Here is a 19,326-nt window from a genome sequence, read left to right on the forward strand (position 1 = left end):
AACATTAACTCTCTTGTTCGTATAACCGTTGCAGATAGTATATGCTGAAAATCGATATGGTCTTGGGCCGGGTTGTCGGGCTGCTGCAGTGATTTGTGTCTTTATGCCGGTGGTCGCTGCCGGGGTTGTGCTAACGGTGAAGCAGGTACGAATTTATTAATTACCAGGTAAGAAATATGCTCGCGGCTGGTGTTTTGTTGCTGATATGATATATTGAAATTATTATTTACATAATGATTTGTGTCAGTCTATATCCCTGACCTGTTTGAATATGATGACTGAATAAAAAATTACCAGTCAATTTTATCATAATCCGGACTTACCGGTAAGTGTGAGATATCCAAATTAGTTTCAGGAGATATTCTCCATTTACCTTCATGAAATATAGCCATATCAATTGATCCAAAGAAAAGTTTGGCAAAGGCAACCGGGGCAGCATCGGCAACCCAATATAGGTTATTAAGAAAGTCATGGAGGTAGAAATTGCCTTTGTCATCAAGGTATATTGGTCCACAGGTTTTAATGTGCCCAACATCATGCAGTTGTACGCCAAGAATCAGGGAGTAATAGTAAACGTCCGACTGATTGTTTTTGTCCCATTCGTTACCTGTGAGATAGATATCTCTTTTTACATTATTCACAAAACTTACATCGTTAAGTTGCTTAATTCCAGGTATCTGATAATCGCCATAGACTATCCCTGCACTTTTGATATGGAGTTCTCCGAATTCAGAAAGAAATGCCTGTACGTTCTCAGGGTACATATGAAATGCCAGTGTATTAGCCAATGTTGACCGTATATTCCGGCCTTCATACCATCCGGCTGCTTTTAGAACCATTTCCAGGTTTTCAGGTGTATTAGGTAGTAGCATAGCTGCAATATATTTGATTATATTATAAAAAATTAATTAAGGTTCCGCCGGTACAAGACGCTTATCCCCCATATTTCAACGCTGACCGTCTTTTAATTCTCCGGTCCTGAAATTATTTGTTCCTTTGTTCATATGAGAAAACAGGGCTTGTCGACATATTGGAAGTGCCAGCTTTTCGGCTGGGGTGCGGCTTCGTTGTACTGGGCCTTTAAAGGCCTTACCGGCGAAGGTTTTATGTTGTCGCTGGCGGTCTGCTTTTTCATCACCGACATGTTATGTTACATAGGTATTACCCATATTTACCGTGCTATTGCGCGACATGCCGGATGGAACCAGCTGGGGGCGCAACAATTGCTTTGGCGGCTGATCCCTGCTGTCATTATCATGGGGGTGGTGTTCATGGTGGTTACCATTGCGAAGCTCTATCTCCTGAAATACTGGCTGGTACCGTCTTTCCACCCGCCATTCCGGGAGTATGCTGCCATGGCAGCAGAACCTACCTTTATTGCCGGCGTAAGGCTGATGGCTATCTGGCTGCTGGCATACCATCTGTACCATTACTCGCAGCGCGAGATCAGGATAGCTACAGAAAAAGCAAAACTGGAGCTGATTACCAGCGAAATGCAGTTACAGCAGCTGACAGGGCAGCTACAGCCACATTTCCTGTTTAATTCCCTGAACCTTGTTAAATCCATGGTCAGGAATGAACCTGAACAGGCACGCCGTGCGATTGACCTGCTGGCATCGCTGTTACGGTCATCCCTATACGAAAAAGATATGGCCCTGATTCCTTTTAGTGAAGAGATGGAGATTGTCGGGGATTATCTTGAATTACAACAATTGAGATGGGGAGAAATATTACGTATAACGCACCATTTGGCGGCTGATACAGAAGAGATAAAAATTCCCCGCTGGAGCATTCAGACGCTCGTGGAGAATGCTGTCAAACATGGTATCATGCAGCAACAGGATGGGGGCGTGATCCGCATCCATGCGGCCCGCCAGGAACCGTTCCTGATGGTCACCGTCACCAATACCGGCGCCTGGAAACCTGCAACAGGTACAGGGATCGGACTCCAAAACCTGCGTGACCGGCTGGCATTGCATTATCACGGTGATGCTGCGCTGGAAATACATACGGATGAATTAAATGTCAGTGCTACTATTAAAATACCCTTGCATGCGAAAATATAAAGTACTGATCGTAGATGATGAAAAGGCCGCGAGGGAAGAGCTTCGGGAACAGCTGGAACCTTACTTCATGCTGGAGATCGCCGGCATGGCGCAGCATGTACAACAGGCAAGGGAAATTGTGGAGACGCTTCAGCCGGATATTATTTTTCTGGATATAGAGATGCCGGGGCTGTCAGGTTTCGACCTGTTGCAACAGCTGCCAGAGCTGCCCGCCATCATATTTGTCACCGCCTTTGATCAATATGCCGCTAAGGCCTTTGATGTAAATGCGGTAGATTACCTCCTGAAGCCAATTCGTATGGAACGCTTTGCCTTGGCCATGGAACGGGTACTGGAGCGTTTGTTGGCCCGCCATCATGACCTGCAATACACACGGCCTGTATTTATTAAAAACGGAAACAGGGGAACGCTTATCCAGCCGGCAGACATACACTACATCACTGCAACAGACAACTACATCACCATCGTTACCGACACGCAGAAAAGCGTTATCAAAAGTTCATTGCAACAGTTTGAGCAACGCCTGGACCCAGCCCTGTTTTGCAGGATCAACAGAAACCAGGTAGTAAATACCAGGCAGATCGACTCAACGAAAACTTTGCCGAATGGAAGTATGCGCCTTACCATGAAAAATGGTACGCTCCTGGAAACCTCTGTCAGACAGGCTTCCAGGTTAAAGCAAATCGCACGTTTACCTTAAACACAAAATGCTTTTTACATGAAATATTTATTGCTGCTGCTCCTGCTGAGTGGCGCCAGCCACTGCTATGCCCAGTACCCGGGCCCCGTTTACGATAGTCTGCGTACATCCATGGGAAATCACTATCATATAGAAGACAGTATACGCATCACTTCCCCGCAGGGAATAACCCTAACGGCTACACTGGTAAGGCGCACAGGACTTACTGAAAAAGTCCCAGGCATTCTCTTCTATACCATCTACACCAGCCCGGAGCGTTCGTTGCGGGAGGCGAAGTCCATGGCTGATCATGGGTATGTAGGTATTGTTGCCAATGCCCGGGGGAAGTACCTTGGCAGGGATAGTATCCGGCTTTATGAAACGGAGTGTGAAGACGCGAATACAGTCATAGACTGGATTAGCCGGCAGCCGTGGTGCAATGGCGCTGTAGCGATGTATGGCGGCAGCTATTCCGGATTTGCCCAATGGGCCGCCACCAAAAAGCTACACCCTTCGCTGAAAACGATTGTGCCTTATGTGGCGGCCATTCCCGGACAAGGCCTGCCGATGGAAAACAACGTATTTCTTACAGCCAATTATCAGTGGGCCTTTTATGTTACCAATAACCGTTTCACCGATAATATCGTTAATAACGACAATGACCGGTGGCAACGTATGCGCGGCCGCTGGTACAATAGTGGCGCCGCCTTTAACCGGATAGACAGTATTGATGGTACGCCTTCTCCCTGGCTGCAGCAATGGCTCCTGCATCCCGGTTATGATGCCTACTGGCAGGCGATGGTGCCATGGCAGCAGGATTTCGCACATATCAATATTCCCGTACTGACCTTTGAAGGTTATTATGATGACGGACAGGTGTCGGGCCTGGAATACCTGTATAGCCATTACCGTTATAACCCATCTGCGGAGCATTACCTGATTATCGGCCCATACGATCATTTCGGAACTCAAACAGGTGGTACGGCATTGCTGAGAGGGTATAAGGTAGATAGCGCCGCACTGATCAATACCCGCGAAATTACCTTTCAATGGCTCGACTATATTCTCAAAGGAGCCCCAAAACCTGCCATACTAAAAGATAAAATTAATTTTGAAGTAATGGGTGCCAATAGCTGGCGCCATGTTCCGGCCATCGCAAAGATGCACGACTCCATCTGGACTTTCCACCTGGATCCGCATCGTGAAAAAAAGTTTCACCGCCTGACTGCCGGAAAAACCATGAAAGGTAGTATTAAACAAATCATAAATCTGGCAGACAAAACACAATCATCTTCCTACTACCCATTCCCGCTGGAACAGACATCCTTTCCGGGAAACGGGGGATTGGCTTTTGTCAGCAAGCCATTGCAGCGGAATATGATTATCAGTGGCGCTTTTGCAGGCAACCTGTACGTTAAATGCAATAAAAAGGATTTCGATTTTCATGTGGCCTTATATGAAGTGAAAGCGGATGGTAGTTATTTTCAGTTGTCCTACTTCCTCGCAAGGGCCAGTTATATAACGGACAGGACTACACGGAAGCTGCTGACACCAGGAGGTATCGCACACCTGCCTTTTGACCGGTCACGGATGATCAGCAAATTACTTCCCGCCGGCAGCAGTATCATGATAGTAGTAGATGCAGACAGAAATCCTTTTGCACAGGTGAATTATGGAACAGGGAAGGATGTCAGCACAGAAACCGTTGCCGATGCCGGTGTGCCGCTGGTGCTGGAATGGCTTTCGGAGAGTACGATAGCTATTCCGGTACTCATGCCATAGGATAGCTATTGGAAAATGAGGAAATGTTTTTCATACCCCCAGCCATCTAATGCCGGTAATTCCATTACTGCCGAAGGAATTATGCCATCAGGAAATTCAAACTTACAGACTGTTTTCCATCCGTGAGGTATTTCGTCAAATGGTTTGAAAAACTGCTGGCTGATTTCTTTGAGAATGATCCTGCATTTGGTGGTTTTATCGTTATTAAGAATTTCAGAAAAGCAATGCCCTGCCGGAATATCATAAGCTGAATAACTACAGAAGAAAATGATTTCGTTGCGTGCCAGTTTCATCGATCCCAGCACTTCAGCAAAGAGTGGTAGCACCTTTGGGCTTAGTTTTCCTGAAATTCTTACATGTATATTTTCCATTACAGCTTTTTATAAATAGGCCGCTTTTATCAGTTTCGTTATATACTGATTGAAGCCTTCCTTTTTCACGCCGGTTATTTTCTCCAGGGCAGCGAAATAATTTGCATCTCCATCTTCTTTCTTACCACAACTTAACAATGGTAAAACTGCGGGAAATCCTTTCTTTTTCTCAATCTCCTGTACGATCAGGGCATTTAATACGTATGCCACTTTTAATGGCTTGCTTCCTTCAGAAAAATTCTTCAGATCCATGTACTGGGATTGCCAGTTGGCATTGGGATTGTTATTGATATACGTTTTAAAGATACTTAAAATCTCTGTCCACGTATAGCCCCAACTGCCGCCATATAGATAGGCACAGCCTTCGTCGACGGGTCTGTTAATTACATCTTTGTCAAGTACAATCCGCAGGCGGTCGTGCCACATATCATGCGGGTCGAAGCGTTGGGGATTAGATGTCCATCCATTTACCAGCAAATCGGTATTGTTTTCCCGGGATACCAGCTGATTATTTTTAATGCCGTTGTAATTATATTTATAGTCTACACCCACCAGCTGCAGCACTTCTGTAAAATTATCGCAGTAGTAGAAGTCTGCCACTGAAGATGGAATATTCAGTTTTTTGTTGTAGAGATCGAGGTGTTTTTCAAATGCATCCGCGCAAGAAGTATACAGCGTATCCTTAAAGTAATAAGTGGTATTATTTATTTTCTGAGATTTCCAGTGAGCTGTGTTTTGTTTTAAGGGTGAATAAAAATAAAAGTTATTATTGATTTGTCGGGCCATTATGCTGTAGTTCCCACGCAGTAGGGGTGTATTTTCATTAATACCAATATATGATAGCTGTAGTATGAAATTATTATCATCCAATGGTACAGCATTGCCCAGGTAGCATTTATAAAAGTCGTTATCTTTCAGGGTGATGTTTTGCCGCATTCCTTTCATTTCGTCCAATAATGCGGAAGTGGCGAGTAGTTCTGTTTTAAGAATATATTCATTTTTTATAGCCGGCTGGTCTGCTTGCGCCAGGAAGCCATTCAGTGAACGGATCAGGCGTTCCCTGACCAGGGAGTCTTTTGGAAGCACAATTCCTTTCGGGATAATTACCGACTGACTATGGGCCCGGGAAATAAAATTAATCAGGATAACAGTGGTTATCAGCCAGTTTCGTGTTGAATTCATAGGAAGCAATATATTTTACAAACAGGTAAATGATTAAAAGAGGATATCCTCATAAGCTGTTACAGTAATATTGGTATATATAAGAATAAGCAATCATCCGGTGGTAAACAAAATAATTGCGATCCTGATAATTTTGCTGCTAAATTTATCCAGATAGAATAGTGAATTTCAATACAAAAAACAGTAATTGGGGTAGGAGGTGTGGGAGAGAAATCAAATAGCTTTGCTGAAAAAAACTATGGAAACTCCGGCTACTCAAATGGATGCAGCAGAAAAACAGTTGATTCTTCTTACACTGAATGATTACCTCGAAGGCCGTCCGGTATTAGATTTGGAAAGACTCCGGCGGGCATTTCACCCAAATGCCTATATCAGGACCACCATTGAGGGGAAATTGGTACAGTGGGCATTACCACAATACCTGGACCTGGTTGGCAAAGCAACTGTACAGGAATGTCAGCCTGAACTTATTTCGTATACCTGGGATGGTGATACTGCCTCGGCGCAGGTACAGCTGACATTTGCGACCTTCCGGTTTATCGATCGGTTTAACCTGATGAAGTTAGGCGGCAGATGGCAGATTGTCGATAAGGTATCTTACCGGCAGGAATTATAATTCTGCAATATGATGCCGCATAGTAATCTGATTTTAGATAAAACACCTGTTTCTGCCTGAGAAACGGGTGTTTTGCTTTCCCGGACAGTCCCTGAAAGAGCACTTCATATTGCCGTATATCCGTTGCATAATACCGCTTTGATATTATCAAAGCGCGCCTTAACTTGTTGCGAGGTAACCAAGGTAATCAGTGCCCCAATTCCCAGTTATGAAAATTTTAGCGCTCCTGGCCAACATATTATTAGTTTGCTATGCATTTCCTGTTCAGAGTCAGTCTCCCTACATCCTCAATGGTTCCGCCACGCAAACCAGCTGCAATTGCTATGTACTTACCCAGGACGTCACCTTCACCAGCGGCACTGCCTGGAATAAGAATAAAATCAATCTGAATCAATCATTTAATTATGTTTTTGATGTATTTCTCGGCTGTAATACCGATGGCGCCGATGGGATAGGGTTTATTTTGCAGACAAAAGGTACCAATCTGGGGGCAAACGGGCAGGGGATTGGATTTAAAGGCATATCTCCTTCGCTGGGTGTAATCATTGATACCTACCAGAATTATGATGAAAATGACCCTCCGTATGACCACGTTGCCATTCAGATGAATGGTGTGTCGGATCATAATAGTCCTAATAACCTGGCGGGGCCGGTTACGGTACTGCCTAATGTAAATAATATTAAAGATTGTAAATGGCACCTGTTCCGGATTAACTGGGACGCCACTACGAAACACCTGGAAATAAGTGTAGATAATCAGTACCGTTTAAGTATAGACAAAGATTTGGTGAATGATATTTTCGGTGGAGATCCTGAAGTGCTATGGGGTTTTGCCGGCAGTACCGGCGGCTCGCATAACCTGCAGCAATTTTGTGCAGCCCTGCGGCCTGAATTCGGATTTACATCGCAGCAGATATACTGCGAGGGCACGCCGGTAACTTTTACCGACAACTCCAGTTCTTTTGGTACTATTACCCGCTGGTGGTGGGATTTTGGCGATGGTACGCAGTCTTCGGTAGCCCAGCCTGCGCCGCATGATTACCCCGCAGCCGGCAATTATACGGTGAAACTGGTTATCCAGGATAACAGCGGCTGTATTTCTGATACGTTGAAATCCCCTTTTACGCTGGGCTCTTACCCGAAGGTAGATTTTGGTCCCGCCCCATACTGTTTAGGTGCTAATCAATCGATGACCGATGAAACACAGGTGACAGTAGGTACGCCCGCGACCTGGAGCTGGCAATGGGACGATGGCACCAGTAGTACCGGTAGCAGTCCGGCGCCTCCATACACACAGCCAGGGCCACATGCGGTGGCGCTAACGGTGACGACTACACAGGGCTGTAGTAGCTCCGCCACCAAAACAGTACTTTTCAGTGAAACGCCTGATATTACCGCCACAGGAAGTAATGTTTGTCTGGGTGTTGCTACAGATTTCAGCAGCACCAATGAAACGCCGGGGATTGCCATTAGTAAGTATGTATGGAAATTTGGGGATGGGCAGATGGGGATGGGGCAGTCGTTGCAGCATCAGTATGCAGATACCGGTCTTTACCAGGCTACGATGTATGGTCTCAGTAGTGAAGGATGTGCTTCTCCGGTGGTACCGGTGCCGGTGAAAGTAAACAACGTATATGCGCAGGCGGGGAAAGATACCATTATCGCAGTAGGGCAGCCACTGCAACTGAGGGCCGGCTGGACGCAGCCAGGTGTCACTTACCACTGGCAGCCGGCAACAGGACTGAGTGATCCTTACAGCGACCATCCTGTGGCTTACCTGCAAAGCGATCAAACCTACGGGCTGACACTCACTTCTCCGGAAGGCTGTACTGCCACGGATTTTATCCATATTAAAGTTTATACCGGGCCGGAGTTTTATGTCCCCAATGCCTTTACGCCCAATAATGATGGCAGAAATGATGTATTCAGGGCGATAGCGCCTGGTGTGCAGCATCTCGACTTCTTCTGTGTCTGGAACCGCTGGGGACAATTGGTTTTTAAAAGTACCGACTTGCCTGGCGGCTGGGATGGTACGGTGAGGGGACAGCCAGCACCTGCGGATACCTATGTATGGATGGTAGAGGGAGTAGATTATCTGGGGAGAAGATTTAGCAGGAAGGGGACGGTAACGTTGATACGTTGAGGTTAGACTTTCAGGTTATAAAGGAAAATGGTGTCTCTACCCAGGTAGAGACACCATTTATTGTTGTGTGGAATGATGAATAGGTTTACCCAGTACAGCATCCAGTGGATAGATACGTTCCTGCGGAAGTTTTGCTGTTGCTTCCTCCTTTTTGCCACTGCGGATTAACTGATGTAAATCCCGGGAGTGGTCGCTGATATCTGTTATCGATGTAATGTGAACGTATATACGATTGTTGGATTGATGGTTTCACAGGATGAGTTCCTGTAGGGAGAAGAATAGTACCACTTTTTAAGGCTTGATAAGTTTGTGTGTAGGGTTTGTATCCTTCTGGATTAGCTTACTTTGCACAAAAGCAATTTTATAATTAAAAATTATAATCATCTACATTTACAATCCTCGATTGTTAAGTATAATGTTAGATGGTATAATATTGTGCCTATATCTTTCAAAAAATTTAATTTCATCTCACCAGACTTGATTTAACAGGTATTCTGTATTAGGTTTTTGAGTACTTATAATATCACTGGAAATATATAAATTAGCTTATTACATAAAAATATAGTCCCTATTAATGACCACTACGAAATTAATACTAAAACCTATTTGCCGTTTAAGTAATGAAATTTTTTATATTCCCGCCTATCAAAGAGGATATCGCTGGGGGCCGGCACAAGTTATAGCTTTACTGGATGATATTTGGAGATTCCGAGCAGAAAAAAAAGATACTCCTTTCAAAGAAGTGTTCTATTGTCTACAGCCACTGGTTGTTTCTCCCTCCCCTCAAGGATGGATCGTCATTGATGGACAGCAACGATTAACAACCATTCTATTGATCATTACCTACTTACAAACCCGGGCAGATGATCTTGACAATATTAAATTTTCAATCTCTTACGAGACAAGACCTGAAAGCCAGAGCTTCATTGAGAATATTGGCGATATTCACCGTGAGGATAACATTGATTATTATCACATGAGCGAAGCATTTAATTCAATTAAAGCTTGGTTCAAAAGTAAAGGTCCGAATACCAAGATCAACTTTCAACAAACATTTCTAAATGATGATGATGAAGGAAAAAACGTAAAGGTAATATGGTATCAGGTTGATGAGTCAGAGACAGCCACTCATATTGATATCTTTACCCGTTTAAACATAGGGAAAATTCCCTTAACAAGTGCAGAGTTGATAAAGGCTTTCCTGTTACAAAAAGAACATTTTCCAATAGAAAAGGCTGATGTAAAACAAATCCAGATCGCAACTGAGTGGGATTATATCGAAAGGATGCTCCAACGTGATGAATTCTGGTATTTTATCTATGATGCAGCTGATACATTTAATTACGAGAACCGTATTGAATATATATTTGATAGAATGTTTGATCGACAAAAAGACACTGATTATTATCATACATTCTATGCATTTATCTCTGAAGAAAACCTGGTCAAAGATAGTAACGGACAAGTTGACATAGGTGCTATGTGGATCAAGGTAAAACAATACTTTCAGGTCCTTGAAGATTGGTTCAGTAACAATGAGCTATATCATTTGGTTGGATATCTCATTTGTTGCGGCTATCGAATGAATAAACTAAAAGCTGATGCAGATAAAATAAGTAAGGATAAATTTAAAGAAATCCTGAATGAAAAAATAAAAAATACTGTCAATTTTCAAATTGTCAATCTGGAGTATAATAATGATCGAGCCGAAATTAAGAGATTGTTGTTACTGTTCAATATTCAGACGCTTCTGAAATCTGAAGGCGAGAGCAGGTTTCCATTTGATTTATTCAAAACTTATGACTGGGACATTGAACATATCAACTCTCAAACAGAAAGAGATATAGATAAACGCTATAGGAAGGACTGGATGGCCGATATCGTGAAATATTTTACAGGTCTTAGTATAGAAGTAATCTTACAAAACAAGAGTAAATTGGATGACTTGAAAGAAGATGACGGGAATTTTTGTAAAAGGATTCTCGAACTTTATTCCATGGACGCTGTTAACGAAGTGATGTTTTCAGAAATAAAACAGGAAATAGCTAATCGATTCGATGCTGATTTAGATGACCGCAATAAATACATAGATAGCATTGGGAACCTTACACTCCTGGATTCGGCCACAAATCGTAGTTACAAAAACGCATTCTTTCCCATTAAGCGCCAGCATATTATTGAAAATGACAGCATAGGAAAGTTTGTGCCTATTTGTACTAAGAACGTATTTCTAAAATATTATGCAGATCGCCTTGGCGATGTCATGCATTGGAAAGAAAGTGATGCATTGTCATACACTAATGCCATTTTTCGTATGTTAGAAAATTATCTTCCCTCACAAGAAATGTAAATCCCCATGCAATTAAGTGAAATAAAAATTAATGAAGGAAAAAGGTTGTCATTTTTTCAATTATTTTCCACGCAACAATTGAACATTGAAATACCGATTATTCAGCGTGATTATGCACAGGGACGAAAATCTGCTAAAGAAGTAAGATCGCAATTCCTGACAACACTTTATAAGTATCTGGATGAAAATATTCCCAACAGGGATCTGGATTTTGTCTATGGTAGTATTTCAAGGCCTGTTAAAGGGGCGCCTACATTTATTCCACTGGATGGACAACAGCGTCTTACTACCCTTTTTCTGCTTCACTGGTATTTAGGCACCTTGAGCGGGAACGAACAAACATTACGTGAAAACTTGCTGGATGGCAATAGGTCCCGATTTTCATACGAAACACGTGCCAGTGCCCGTGAGTTTTGTGATGCACTGTTGTCAAGTATTGTTGATTTTGGGCCATTAGAACATGGTAAATCATTATCCACAATTATTACAAATGAAGGTTGGTACTTTGAGTCATGGAGACAGGATCCGACAATCCAGTCTATGCTCACTATGTTGGATGCAATAGATCAAAGGTTTCGAAATAAACCGGACTTCTTTAACAGGCTTATAAAAAGTGAGCCACCTCTAATTACCTTTCAATTTCTCGATATTGGAGAACTACATCTTACAGATGACCTCTATATTAAAATAAATTCTCGAGGCAAGGAGCTAACACCCTTTGAGAACTTCAAGGCAAAACTGGAAAAAGAAATAGCAGAACTGTTTAAGGGTGAGCCTAAGCATTGGTCGTTCCAGTCCGGAAAGGGTGAAATGAAATTACTAACCCAAGACTACTTTTCCCATAGCATTGACACAAAATGGCTGGATTTTTTTTGGGCTCAATCATATGAAAATGGGAAGCCAGTTTTTTCTGATGACTACATCATGAATTTTATCCGCGTCATACTCACTAATGAGTATGCCTGTAATAGGGATAGTGTAGATGATAATTTGAGAAAATTGGTGGGTACACAGGATATCAAAAGTGAAGCCGGTTATAAAGGAGTGGCGAAAGGTGTTTCTTTCTTCAATTATAAGGATTATGGAGTGCTGCAAGCTCATATTATTACCGCTCTTGTAGCTTCGTTTGATAGCTTACTAAAGGTAACTGAGATAGATGCTGCCCATATGCCGGAAGATCACCATTATAACCATTGGTCGGTATCCCGGAAGGCATTCATTCATGACCTCAGAGCGACTGATAGAATTAGATTTCACGCATTCCTGACGTATATTTTGAGGGGTTTTGAAACCAGCGGACTTAAAGAAATGATGCGGGTTGTCTATAACCTTACCGAGAATAGTGATTTCGACGATTCAAGAAGTTTAGCGAACGCCTTGAAGGAAATTAGAAAATTATCTCCCTATATGCCAGATATTCTGACGCACTTAGCAGGAGGAGAAGCGGAGATCAGCTCTTTCTATGGTCAACAAATAGAAGAGGAGAAAATCAAAGCCTGTCTTATACTCAAAGGAAATCCTTGGGCTACTGCTGTGTTGAGTATCGAGAAGCATTCTTTTGTAAGAGGTCAGATAGGCTTCCTATTAGAATTCAGCGGGATACTTGAGTATTATAACAGGAATAAGCATTGTAATTGGAACGATGAAGAAGATAGTACATTCCTGAATATATTTAATAGCTATGTGGAAAAATCTACCGCACTGTTTGATTATCTCAATAACAGAAGTAACGCTTCAGAGGAGGAGTATCTGTGGGAAAGGGCTATGCTTTCCAAAGGTGATTATTTGATCACCGCCGAATATTGGAGAAAAAATTTTCTCCATAGCTCTGCTAATCTTCGTGATTATAGCTGGAAACGACTTTTGCGACTAAACGGCAGGCAGGACAATGACAACGAAGTGCAGACTGCACGCAGAAAACTTGTAAAAGAATTACTCGACGATAATCGATTTGATCCCAAAAATTTCCAAGATTCCTGTCGGAGATTTATTGCAGATATTCCTATGGGATGGCGGGCTCCTTTTGTAAGAAATCCCCGCTTGATTAAAGCTTGTACACAGGGTTTTATCCGGGTAAATGATAGCGATCAAAGAATCCGTCTTTTGAAAACTAGTAAGTTGACTTATCATTATGAATTACTTACTTATCATTTATTTACAGAAGAAATGGAGAACTGTGACTTCGGTCCTTTTAAGGCCAATTATACAGTAGACTATGGAGAAACAGGTATACCAAAGATTACGCTTCGAGGAATGATCTATAGTAGTAAAGAATATGGTATTGATATATTTAATAAAGACCATCTTCATTTAAATTTCAAGGTATTGAACAGCAATTCCGGTGATACATCTGCTTATGATAGCGTGATCCTTGATGCTTTGGAGAAAGCAGACTTTAAATATCCAGACACAGAAAATGGAGGATATTCCCGGATGGAGGAAGTTAATACAGTTATGGAAAGATTACAAATGCTCTGTACTCATCTACATGAAATTGTAAAATGAAACCCAAAAAGGGAAGTTCATTCCGAATAGCCAGCTTCTACCAGATTCCTTTTCCTGACTTACTTTCATGGCCCATAAAGTTTTAAGTCTCATGTTTGGGTTTTGGTTGGTTTGCTTATTATTGACTTGTGATTTCAGAAAATTTGTATTGATAAGACTTTACTAGAAAAAAGGATACACTAAAACCAAATTGTTTTGTGTATCCTTTTTTGTGTTCTTTCAGATTCGATGATTTACCTTTTTACCGGTAAACCAGGATAACAGCGGCTGTATTTCTGATACGCTAAAATCCCCTTTTACGCTGGGCTCTTACCCGAAGGTAGATTTTGGTCCCGTCCCATACTGTTTAGGTGCTAATCAATCGATGACCGATGAAACACAGGTGACAGTAGGTACGCCCGCGACCTGGAGCTGGCAATGGGACGATGGCACCAGTAGTACCGGTAGCAGTCCGGCGCCTCCATACACACAGCCAGGGCCACATGCGGTGGCGCTAACGGTGACGACTACACAGGGCTGTAGTAGCTCCGCCACCAAAACAGTACTTTTCAGTGAAACGCCTGATATTACCGCCACAGGAAGTAATGTTTGTCTGGGTGTTGCTACAGATTTCAGCAGCACCAATGAAACGCCGGGGATTGCCATTAGTAAGTATGTATGGAAATTTGGGGATGGGCAGATGGGGATGGGGCAGTCGTTGCAGCATCAGTATGCAGATACCGGTCTTTACCAGGCTACGATGTATGGTCTCAGTAGTGAAGGATGTGCTTCTCCGGTGGTACCGGTGCCGGTGAAAGTAAACAACGTATATGCGCAGGCGGGGAAAGATACCATTATCGCAGTAGGGCAGCCACTGCAACTGCAGGCCGGCTGGACGCAGCCAGGTGTCACTTACCACTGGCAGCCGGCAACAGGACTGAGTGATCCTTACAGCGATCATCCTGTGGCTTACCTGCAAAGCGATCAAACCTACGGGCTGACACTCACTTCTCCGGAAGGCTGTACTGCCACGGATTTTATTCATATTAAAGTTTATACCGGGCCGGAGTTTTATGTCCCCAATGCCTTTACGCCCAATAATGATGGAAGAAATGATGTATTCAGGGCAATAGCGCCTGGCGTGCAGCATCTCGACTTCTTCTGCGTCTGGAACCGCTGGGGACAATTGGTTTTTAAAAGTACCGACTTGCCTGGCGGCTGGGATGGTACGGTGAGGGGACAGCCAGCACCTGCGGATACCTATGTATGGATGGTAGAGGGAGTAGATTATCTGGGGAGAAGATTTAGCAGGAAGGGGACGGTAACGTTGATACGTTAAGGTTAGACTTTTAGTTTATAAAGAAAAAAGCTGTCTCTACCCGGGTAGAGACAGCTTTTATTGTTGTGTGGAATGATGAATAGGTTTACCCAGTGCGGCATCCAGTGGATAGATACGTTCCTGCGGAAGTTTTGCTGTTGCTTCCTCCTTTTTGCCACTGCGGATTAACTGATGTAAATCCCGGGAGTAGTCGCTGATATCTGTTATCGATACTACCCAGTCATTTACATAATGCTCAACAGCAATACCTGATAAGCCGATCTGAATACTTCTGTAGTCAAGATTTTGCATATGGATGTCTTTCTCCGGGTCCCATTGGATACGTACGGGTGCCTGTTTCATGGCTTCCTGCCAGGCGCTTTCGCTGCCGTGTAACTTTGGTTTGTAGTGGGAGAGGCAGGCATTGCCGATGGCCCATTCAAATCCACTGCGTTTGATATTGATGGCAAGGATGTGTTCCTGTCCTTCTTTTGTACCCCACCCGGCGCGGTACATCATCCACAGAAAGGAGGGCTTGATCCAGGTCATGCGGTCCATTTTAAATGGTGGTATGAAGCGCTGGTGTTCCACTGCGAGGATGCCAATCTTTGGTGAGTATGCCTGGTATACGGTGATTGTTTCTTCGTCATAGACGGCCCTGATTTGTCGTTCTAACATGGTTGGGTATTTGGATAATAAAAATAGTCGTGTTGGTGAAATAACAGGAAGCGTAAGGAGCAATGTAAGCTGGTCAGGGATAGCGGTGTAGCTGGTTAACGATACCTTATTTCAATGGGAGCGAAATTATATAATTTTTGGATATTTATGTAGTAACGTGCACGTATATATGGTTGTTGGATTGATGGTTTCGCAGGATTATATGAATATATCTCAAAAAAAGTCGATGCTAATTTCTTTTACCTACCATATTCGTTTATTTTAGTCGACATAATACAATAAAATTTTTATCCCTGGTATGGAAAAAACAACGTTTTGGGAGATTATTGAAGAATCTGTTCATGTACCCGAAGAATTTAAAGCCGACGAGCTTCAGAAATCCCTTGCCCGTTTCTCATTGAATGATATAGTAGATTTTGAGATGATACTGAGGGAATTGATTATAGCACTTGATGATTATAAAATCGTGGGTGCACAGAAAATAATTGCTGGTTCTGTCAGCGACGACAGCTACCTGTACTTCCGATGTTGGATAATTAGTATGGGCAGAAAAGTTTTTGACGACACCTTACTGCATCCTGATTCCCTGGCGGATTTCGTTGATAATTCAAAGTTTGCTGAATTCGAGGAGCTACTGTATGTGGCAGATAGCGCTTACCAAATGAAAAGTGGAGTTGTGGCAGATGCGGAGAACCTTCCCAGGGACATTGCTTTTGAGAAAGGTCTGGACTATGATTTTGGCGCATATAGATTGGAAGGAGGAAGATCTGCCTCTATTGTACCCAAAACTCCGGGCGGTATTTAAATGATAACGGTTATGGATAAATGTAAAAAAGAGACGGGGTACCAAATTTGGCTACCCGTTTGAAGTGGTGATCCCCGTAGGACAATTCCCGAGCTTGTTTCATGATAATTTAGAGGTACTTAAACAGAATCAAATGTTTTAACAAAAAAGCCTTACAATATCGTTATTGTAGGGCTTTTTTACTAAAACCAGCTTCAAAAGTAATTACCTGAGTATGATATTCACACTATCTGTTCCCCCTTGTTTTCTTGCTGTAAATCTCTTTCCATCACTGGCGTAATAATAGTTGAAAATCGTATTCTTATAGTTATAGAACCCCCAATTGTTATAAACCTTATAATTAGTAATACATTTTTTCACATATGGAAGATAATAGTCAAGATATGTAGAAGGGTCATCAAAAAGAATAGGCAAGTCCACCCCCATAGAGCTGCCCACCATGTAACTTATTTTATCCATGTAGGGAAAGAACCATAAGGTGTTAAATGGACTATTCATATCATTGGTCGTTAACTCAATTTTATCATCCAGTGTAAGTTGTCCGGCATTATTACGGAATTGTTCGAGTTTCACAGGCACATCGGGGTGAGTATCGTCGTAGGAGAACTGGACTAATCCTGTAACTATCCCCGCATCCATAGAATAAATTGACTCTATGCGATTATTAGTACCGTAAGTCAAAGAATCATACGCTGTTTGCAATTTACCGTCTGATAAATCTCCGAAATAAGGGTCTGAGGCATTCCTGCCCCCGCCAGTGGTTTTATATGACACCCGGCTTACGTTTTCATTAGTACCATAAGTAAATATAGCAGAAGCCATCTTAAAGGTACCGAGAAAATAGTAAGAGGCAACGACATTCCCGATTCGGCCCTTACTGTCATAATTTACGGAGAAGTCGGCCCCTCCCTTGTAAGGATAGGAAAAGCCCGACAACAATTCACCTGTGTACGTAAAGTTCATTGCGTAGCCCATAGGGCCGAGAATACTGGTGATTGATTGAACTTTGGGAACATCAGGAGTTGAGTCATTATTTTTTTTACAAGCTACAAGGTAAATCATTGCAAAAAGCAGCAGACACAGGATTCTGTTCATTAATTTCATAGTTTAGGTTAAGAAGACACAAATTATACAACTAAAATTATTCGTACGTAAGGACTGCCTTATGTGAAATACCAAAAGACATTTTCAAATTGTCTGGCAGGTTAATCATCGGTATCGTAGCTATTTATAACACCCCAATGACTGTTCCACTCATATCAATCGCCAATACTGTTTAAACGCTTTTTCATAGGCGATAGGTTTTGTATTGGTTAATTAACAGCCAAATCTAAAGACTTTTGAATAATAATTAAACATTGTGCAATTTCTTCGTATCATAATTCTCAGCATGGCTGGGGTTATATTTCAAGCTTACAGGAATAGTTTGAGTTCAAATAATCGACCCACTAACAATAACGCGATGTGTAATAAGTTATCTTGTAACGGAATCGAATAAACGAAATATTAAAGGATAATTATACTGATACAATTTACTTATAACCTGGTAAAAGTTCTTTAGCCTAATGAAGTATGGGGAATATGAGGTTATATAATCGAAGCTCGACTAAAAGCCTCAAAAACATCTACTGGAAAGGGTTTTAAAGATTGTCTGTGATCCCGCCGGGATTATTTCGACTTTATTTCATTGATACGAAATATATTCATCTATCTTTCTTTTAACTAAATATTATTTTCAATATTCTATAACAATGCTTAGGCATCTGATAATTTATTTTTATCCAGACCCACTCATTTTTTATAGCGTAAATTATAACGTAATTATATTTCCGCTAAAGCTGATTTGTAACCAAAAGGATGTGCGGAAAGACGGCACCAGTATTATTTTTATCTAGCACTGTTTTTGAATCGAAAAACGAACTTTACTTAATACTGAGAATTGGTATTCTTCCGTCTTCCTGGAACCGTAAACGATTAAGCGTGGATGACAGCCTTCTTACCGTTATCGTAGCCTCTGAATAAAGAGAAGTAAACTGTGCGCCTAAACGCACAAACATTATAGAGGAGATTATAGCGTAAAAGCAAAAAACCTTTCTCTACAGAGTAGAGAAAGGTTTCCAGTGATCCCGCTGGGACTCGAACCCAGGGCCCATACATTAAAAGTGTATTGCTCTACCAACTGAGCTACGGAATCAGCAGTGATTTTTTCATCATTGCGGGCCGCGAAGATAAGGAGTTGTTTTTAATTGGCAAGCATTTTTATGAAAAAATCTGAAAATATTTTTCTAGATACTATTGGGATATCTATTGAGTAATAACACCAAAAGCAATACTGTAGGGTATATCCACGAAAAATGACGTCGCAGGAAAATTAATTTTCTTGTAGAGAAAAATAGACTGATCACACATGTTATCCAGAGTAATGGCAGGAATAACGGTATCGGGAGTACGAACAAAGCGAATATCATTCCGAATTTATCTGTGCCATAACAGTCGTCGTATTCCCGCTTCCATAAAGGGTTTAGGTGTTGTGCCTTAATAGCCTGCTGCCATTTATCCTGATCTCCGAATTCCTGTATCGTCTTTTTCTCTTCGTCAATGATATAGTAAGATGAATCTGCTGATGCCACAATAAACCCTTTGTAGAAATAAAAATGCTTAAACGAAAGACTGGTGGTATCCATGGTAAGTGTTACCCAGCCTACTGTTACGCCATCATGTGCCAGGATGTTATGAAAGGGAGTATCTTCTTCCCAGGCGGAGAGTCCGCCGGCCAGGCAACGGCCTGGAATCATGAAAAGCAATAACAGTAAGGATTTCACGAGTATATGACGCATAAGGAGTAACAATGT

Annotated in this window: 15 protein-coding genes and 1 tRNA gene; 9 read left to right on the top strand and 7 right to left on the bottom strand. The window is 42.2% G+C overall.

Annotated features, from left to right (window positions below; translation table 11 throughout):
• Positions 1–290 precede the first annotated feature (290 nt).
• Complete coding sequence (locus F3J22_RS19775) at positions 291–872, bottom strand: SUKH-3 domain-containing protein (RefSeq protein WP_167019668.1); 582 nt, start codon at positions 870–872, stop codon at positions 291–293.
• A gap of 132 nt (positions 873–1,004) precedes the next feature.
• Here F3J22_RS19775 and F3J22_RS19780 point away from each other — a divergent pair, with 132 nt between their 5' ends.
• From F3J22_RS19780 to F3J22_RS19790, 3 genes are read left to right on the top strand one after another with little or no spacing between them, the layout of a single operon-like run.
• Positions 1,005–2,066, top strand: a complete 1,062-nt coding sequence (locus tag F3J22_RS19780) for a sensor histidine kinase (protein ID WP_167019669.1) — start codon at positions 1,005–1,007, stop codon at positions 2,064–2,066.
• A complete protein-coding gene (locus F3J22_RS19785) occupies positions 2,053–2,766 on the top strand; it encodes a LytTR family DNA-binding domain-containing protein (RefSeq protein ID WP_167019670.1) in 714 nt (237 codons plus the stop codon). Before F3J22_RS19780 ends, F3J22_RS19785 begins: the two co-directional genes overlap by 14 nt.
• Before the next feature lie 18 nt (positions 2,767–2,784).
• Positions 2,785–4,527, top strand: coding sequence for a CocE/NonD family hydrolase (locus F3J22_RS19790; RefSeq protein ID WP_167019671.1), 1,743 nt, complete (start codon positions 2,785–2,787; stop codon positions 4,525–4,527).
• Positions 4,528–4,532: 5 nt separating this feature from the next.
• Here F3J22_RS19790 and F3J22_RS19795 read toward each other — a convergent pair whose 3' ends face one another.
• Together F3J22_RS19795 and F3J22_RS19800 are read right to left on the bottom strand one after the other, a co-directional pair.
• Positions 4,533–4,898, bottom strand: a complete 366-nt coding sequence (locus tag F3J22_RS19795; protein WP_167019672.1) for a hypothetical protein — start codon at positions 4,896–4,898, stop codon at positions 4,533–4,535.
• A gap of 9 nt (positions 4,899–4,907) precedes the next feature.
• Positions 4,908–6,080 carry a hypothetical protein gene (locus F3J22_RS19800; RefSeq protein WP_167019673.1) on the bottom strand — a complete coding sequence of 391 codons (1,173 nt, stop codon included), beginning with the start codon at positions 6,078–6,080 and terminating at the stop codon, positions 4,908–4,910.
• Positions 6,081–6,303: 223 nt separating this feature from the next.
• Between F3J22_RS19800 and F3J22_RS19805 the strand changes: the two genes are divergently transcribed.
• The 5 genes from F3J22_RS19805 (at position 6,304) to F3J22_RS19825 (ending at position 15,012) form a co-directional block, all read left to right on the top strand.
• Positions 6,304–6,696, top strand: a complete 393-nt coding sequence (locus F3J22_RS19805) for a nuclear transport factor 2 family protein (RefSeq protein ID WP_167019674.1) — start codon at positions 6,304–6,306, stop codon at positions 6,694–6,696.
• 208 nt (positions 6,697–6,904) lie between these two features.
• Complete coding sequence (locus F3J22_RS19810; RefSeq protein ID WP_167019675.1) at positions 6,905–8,839, top strand: PKD domain-containing protein; 1,935 nt, start codon at positions 6,905–6,907, stop codon at positions 8,837–8,839.
• Between the two features lie 574 nt (positions 8,840–9,413).
• Complete coding sequence (locus F3J22_RS19815) at positions 9,414–11,189, top strand: DUF262 domain-containing protein (RefSeq protein ID WP_167019676.1); 1,776 nt, start codon at positions 9,414–9,416, stop codon at positions 11,187–11,189.
• A gap of 6 nt (positions 11,190–11,195) precedes the next feature.
• Positions 11,196–13,694, top strand: coding sequence for a DUF262 domain-containing protein (locus F3J22_RS19820; protein ID WP_167019677.1), 2,499 nt, complete (start codon positions 11,196–11,198; stop codon positions 13,692–13,694).
• 301 nt (positions 13,695–13,995) lie between these two features.
• Entirely contained in the window at positions 13,996–15,012 is a 1,017-nt protein-coding gene (locus tag F3J22_RS19825; protein WP_255492086.1) for a PKD domain-containing protein, read from the top strand.
• 57 nt (positions 15,013–15,069) lie between these two features.
• Here F3J22_RS19825 and F3J22_RS19830 read toward each other — a convergent pair whose 3' ends face one another.
• Complete coding sequence (locus F3J22_RS19830) at positions 15,070–15,669, bottom strand: DUF4291 domain-containing protein (protein WP_167019679.1); 600 nt, start codon at positions 15,667–15,669, stop codon at positions 15,070–15,072.
• Between the two features lie 298 nt (positions 15,670–15,967).
• Between F3J22_RS19830 and F3J22_RS19835 the strand changes: the two genes are divergently transcribed.
• Positions 15,968–16,474 (top strand): DUF4240 domain-containing protein, encoded by a 507-nt coding sequence (locus tag F3J22_RS19835; protein WP_167019680.1) that lies wholly within the window; start codon positions 15,968–15,970, stop codon positions 16,472–16,474.
• Positions 16,475–16,678: 204 nt separating this feature from the next.
• Here the strand turns inward: F3J22_RS19835 and F3J22_RS19840 are convergent, their stop codons facing one another.
• From F3J22_RS19840 to F3J22_RS19850, 3 genes are all read right to left on the bottom strand, one after another.
• Positions 16,679–17,569: a hypothetical protein gene (locus tag F3J22_RS19840; protein WP_167019681.1), complete on the bottom strand. Its 891-nt coding sequence runs from the start codon at positions 17,567–17,569 to the stop codon at positions 16,679–16,681.
• 1,026 nt (positions 17,570–18,595) lie between these two features.
• Positions 18,596–18,668 (bottom strand) — tRNA-Lys (locus F3J22_RS19845).
• Positions 18,669–18,759: 91 nt separating this feature from the next.
• Entirely contained in the window at positions 18,760–19,311 is a 552-nt protein-coding gene (locus F3J22_RS19850; protein WP_167019682.1) for a hypothetical protein, read from the bottom strand.
• Positions 19,312–19,326: the final 15 nt, after the last annotated feature.

The organism is Chitinophaga sp. Cy-1792 (assembly GCF_011752935.1).
In the GTDB taxonomy this organism is placed as follows: domain Bacteria; phylum Bacteroidota; class Bacteroidia; order Chitinophagales; family Chitinophagaceae; genus Chitinophaga.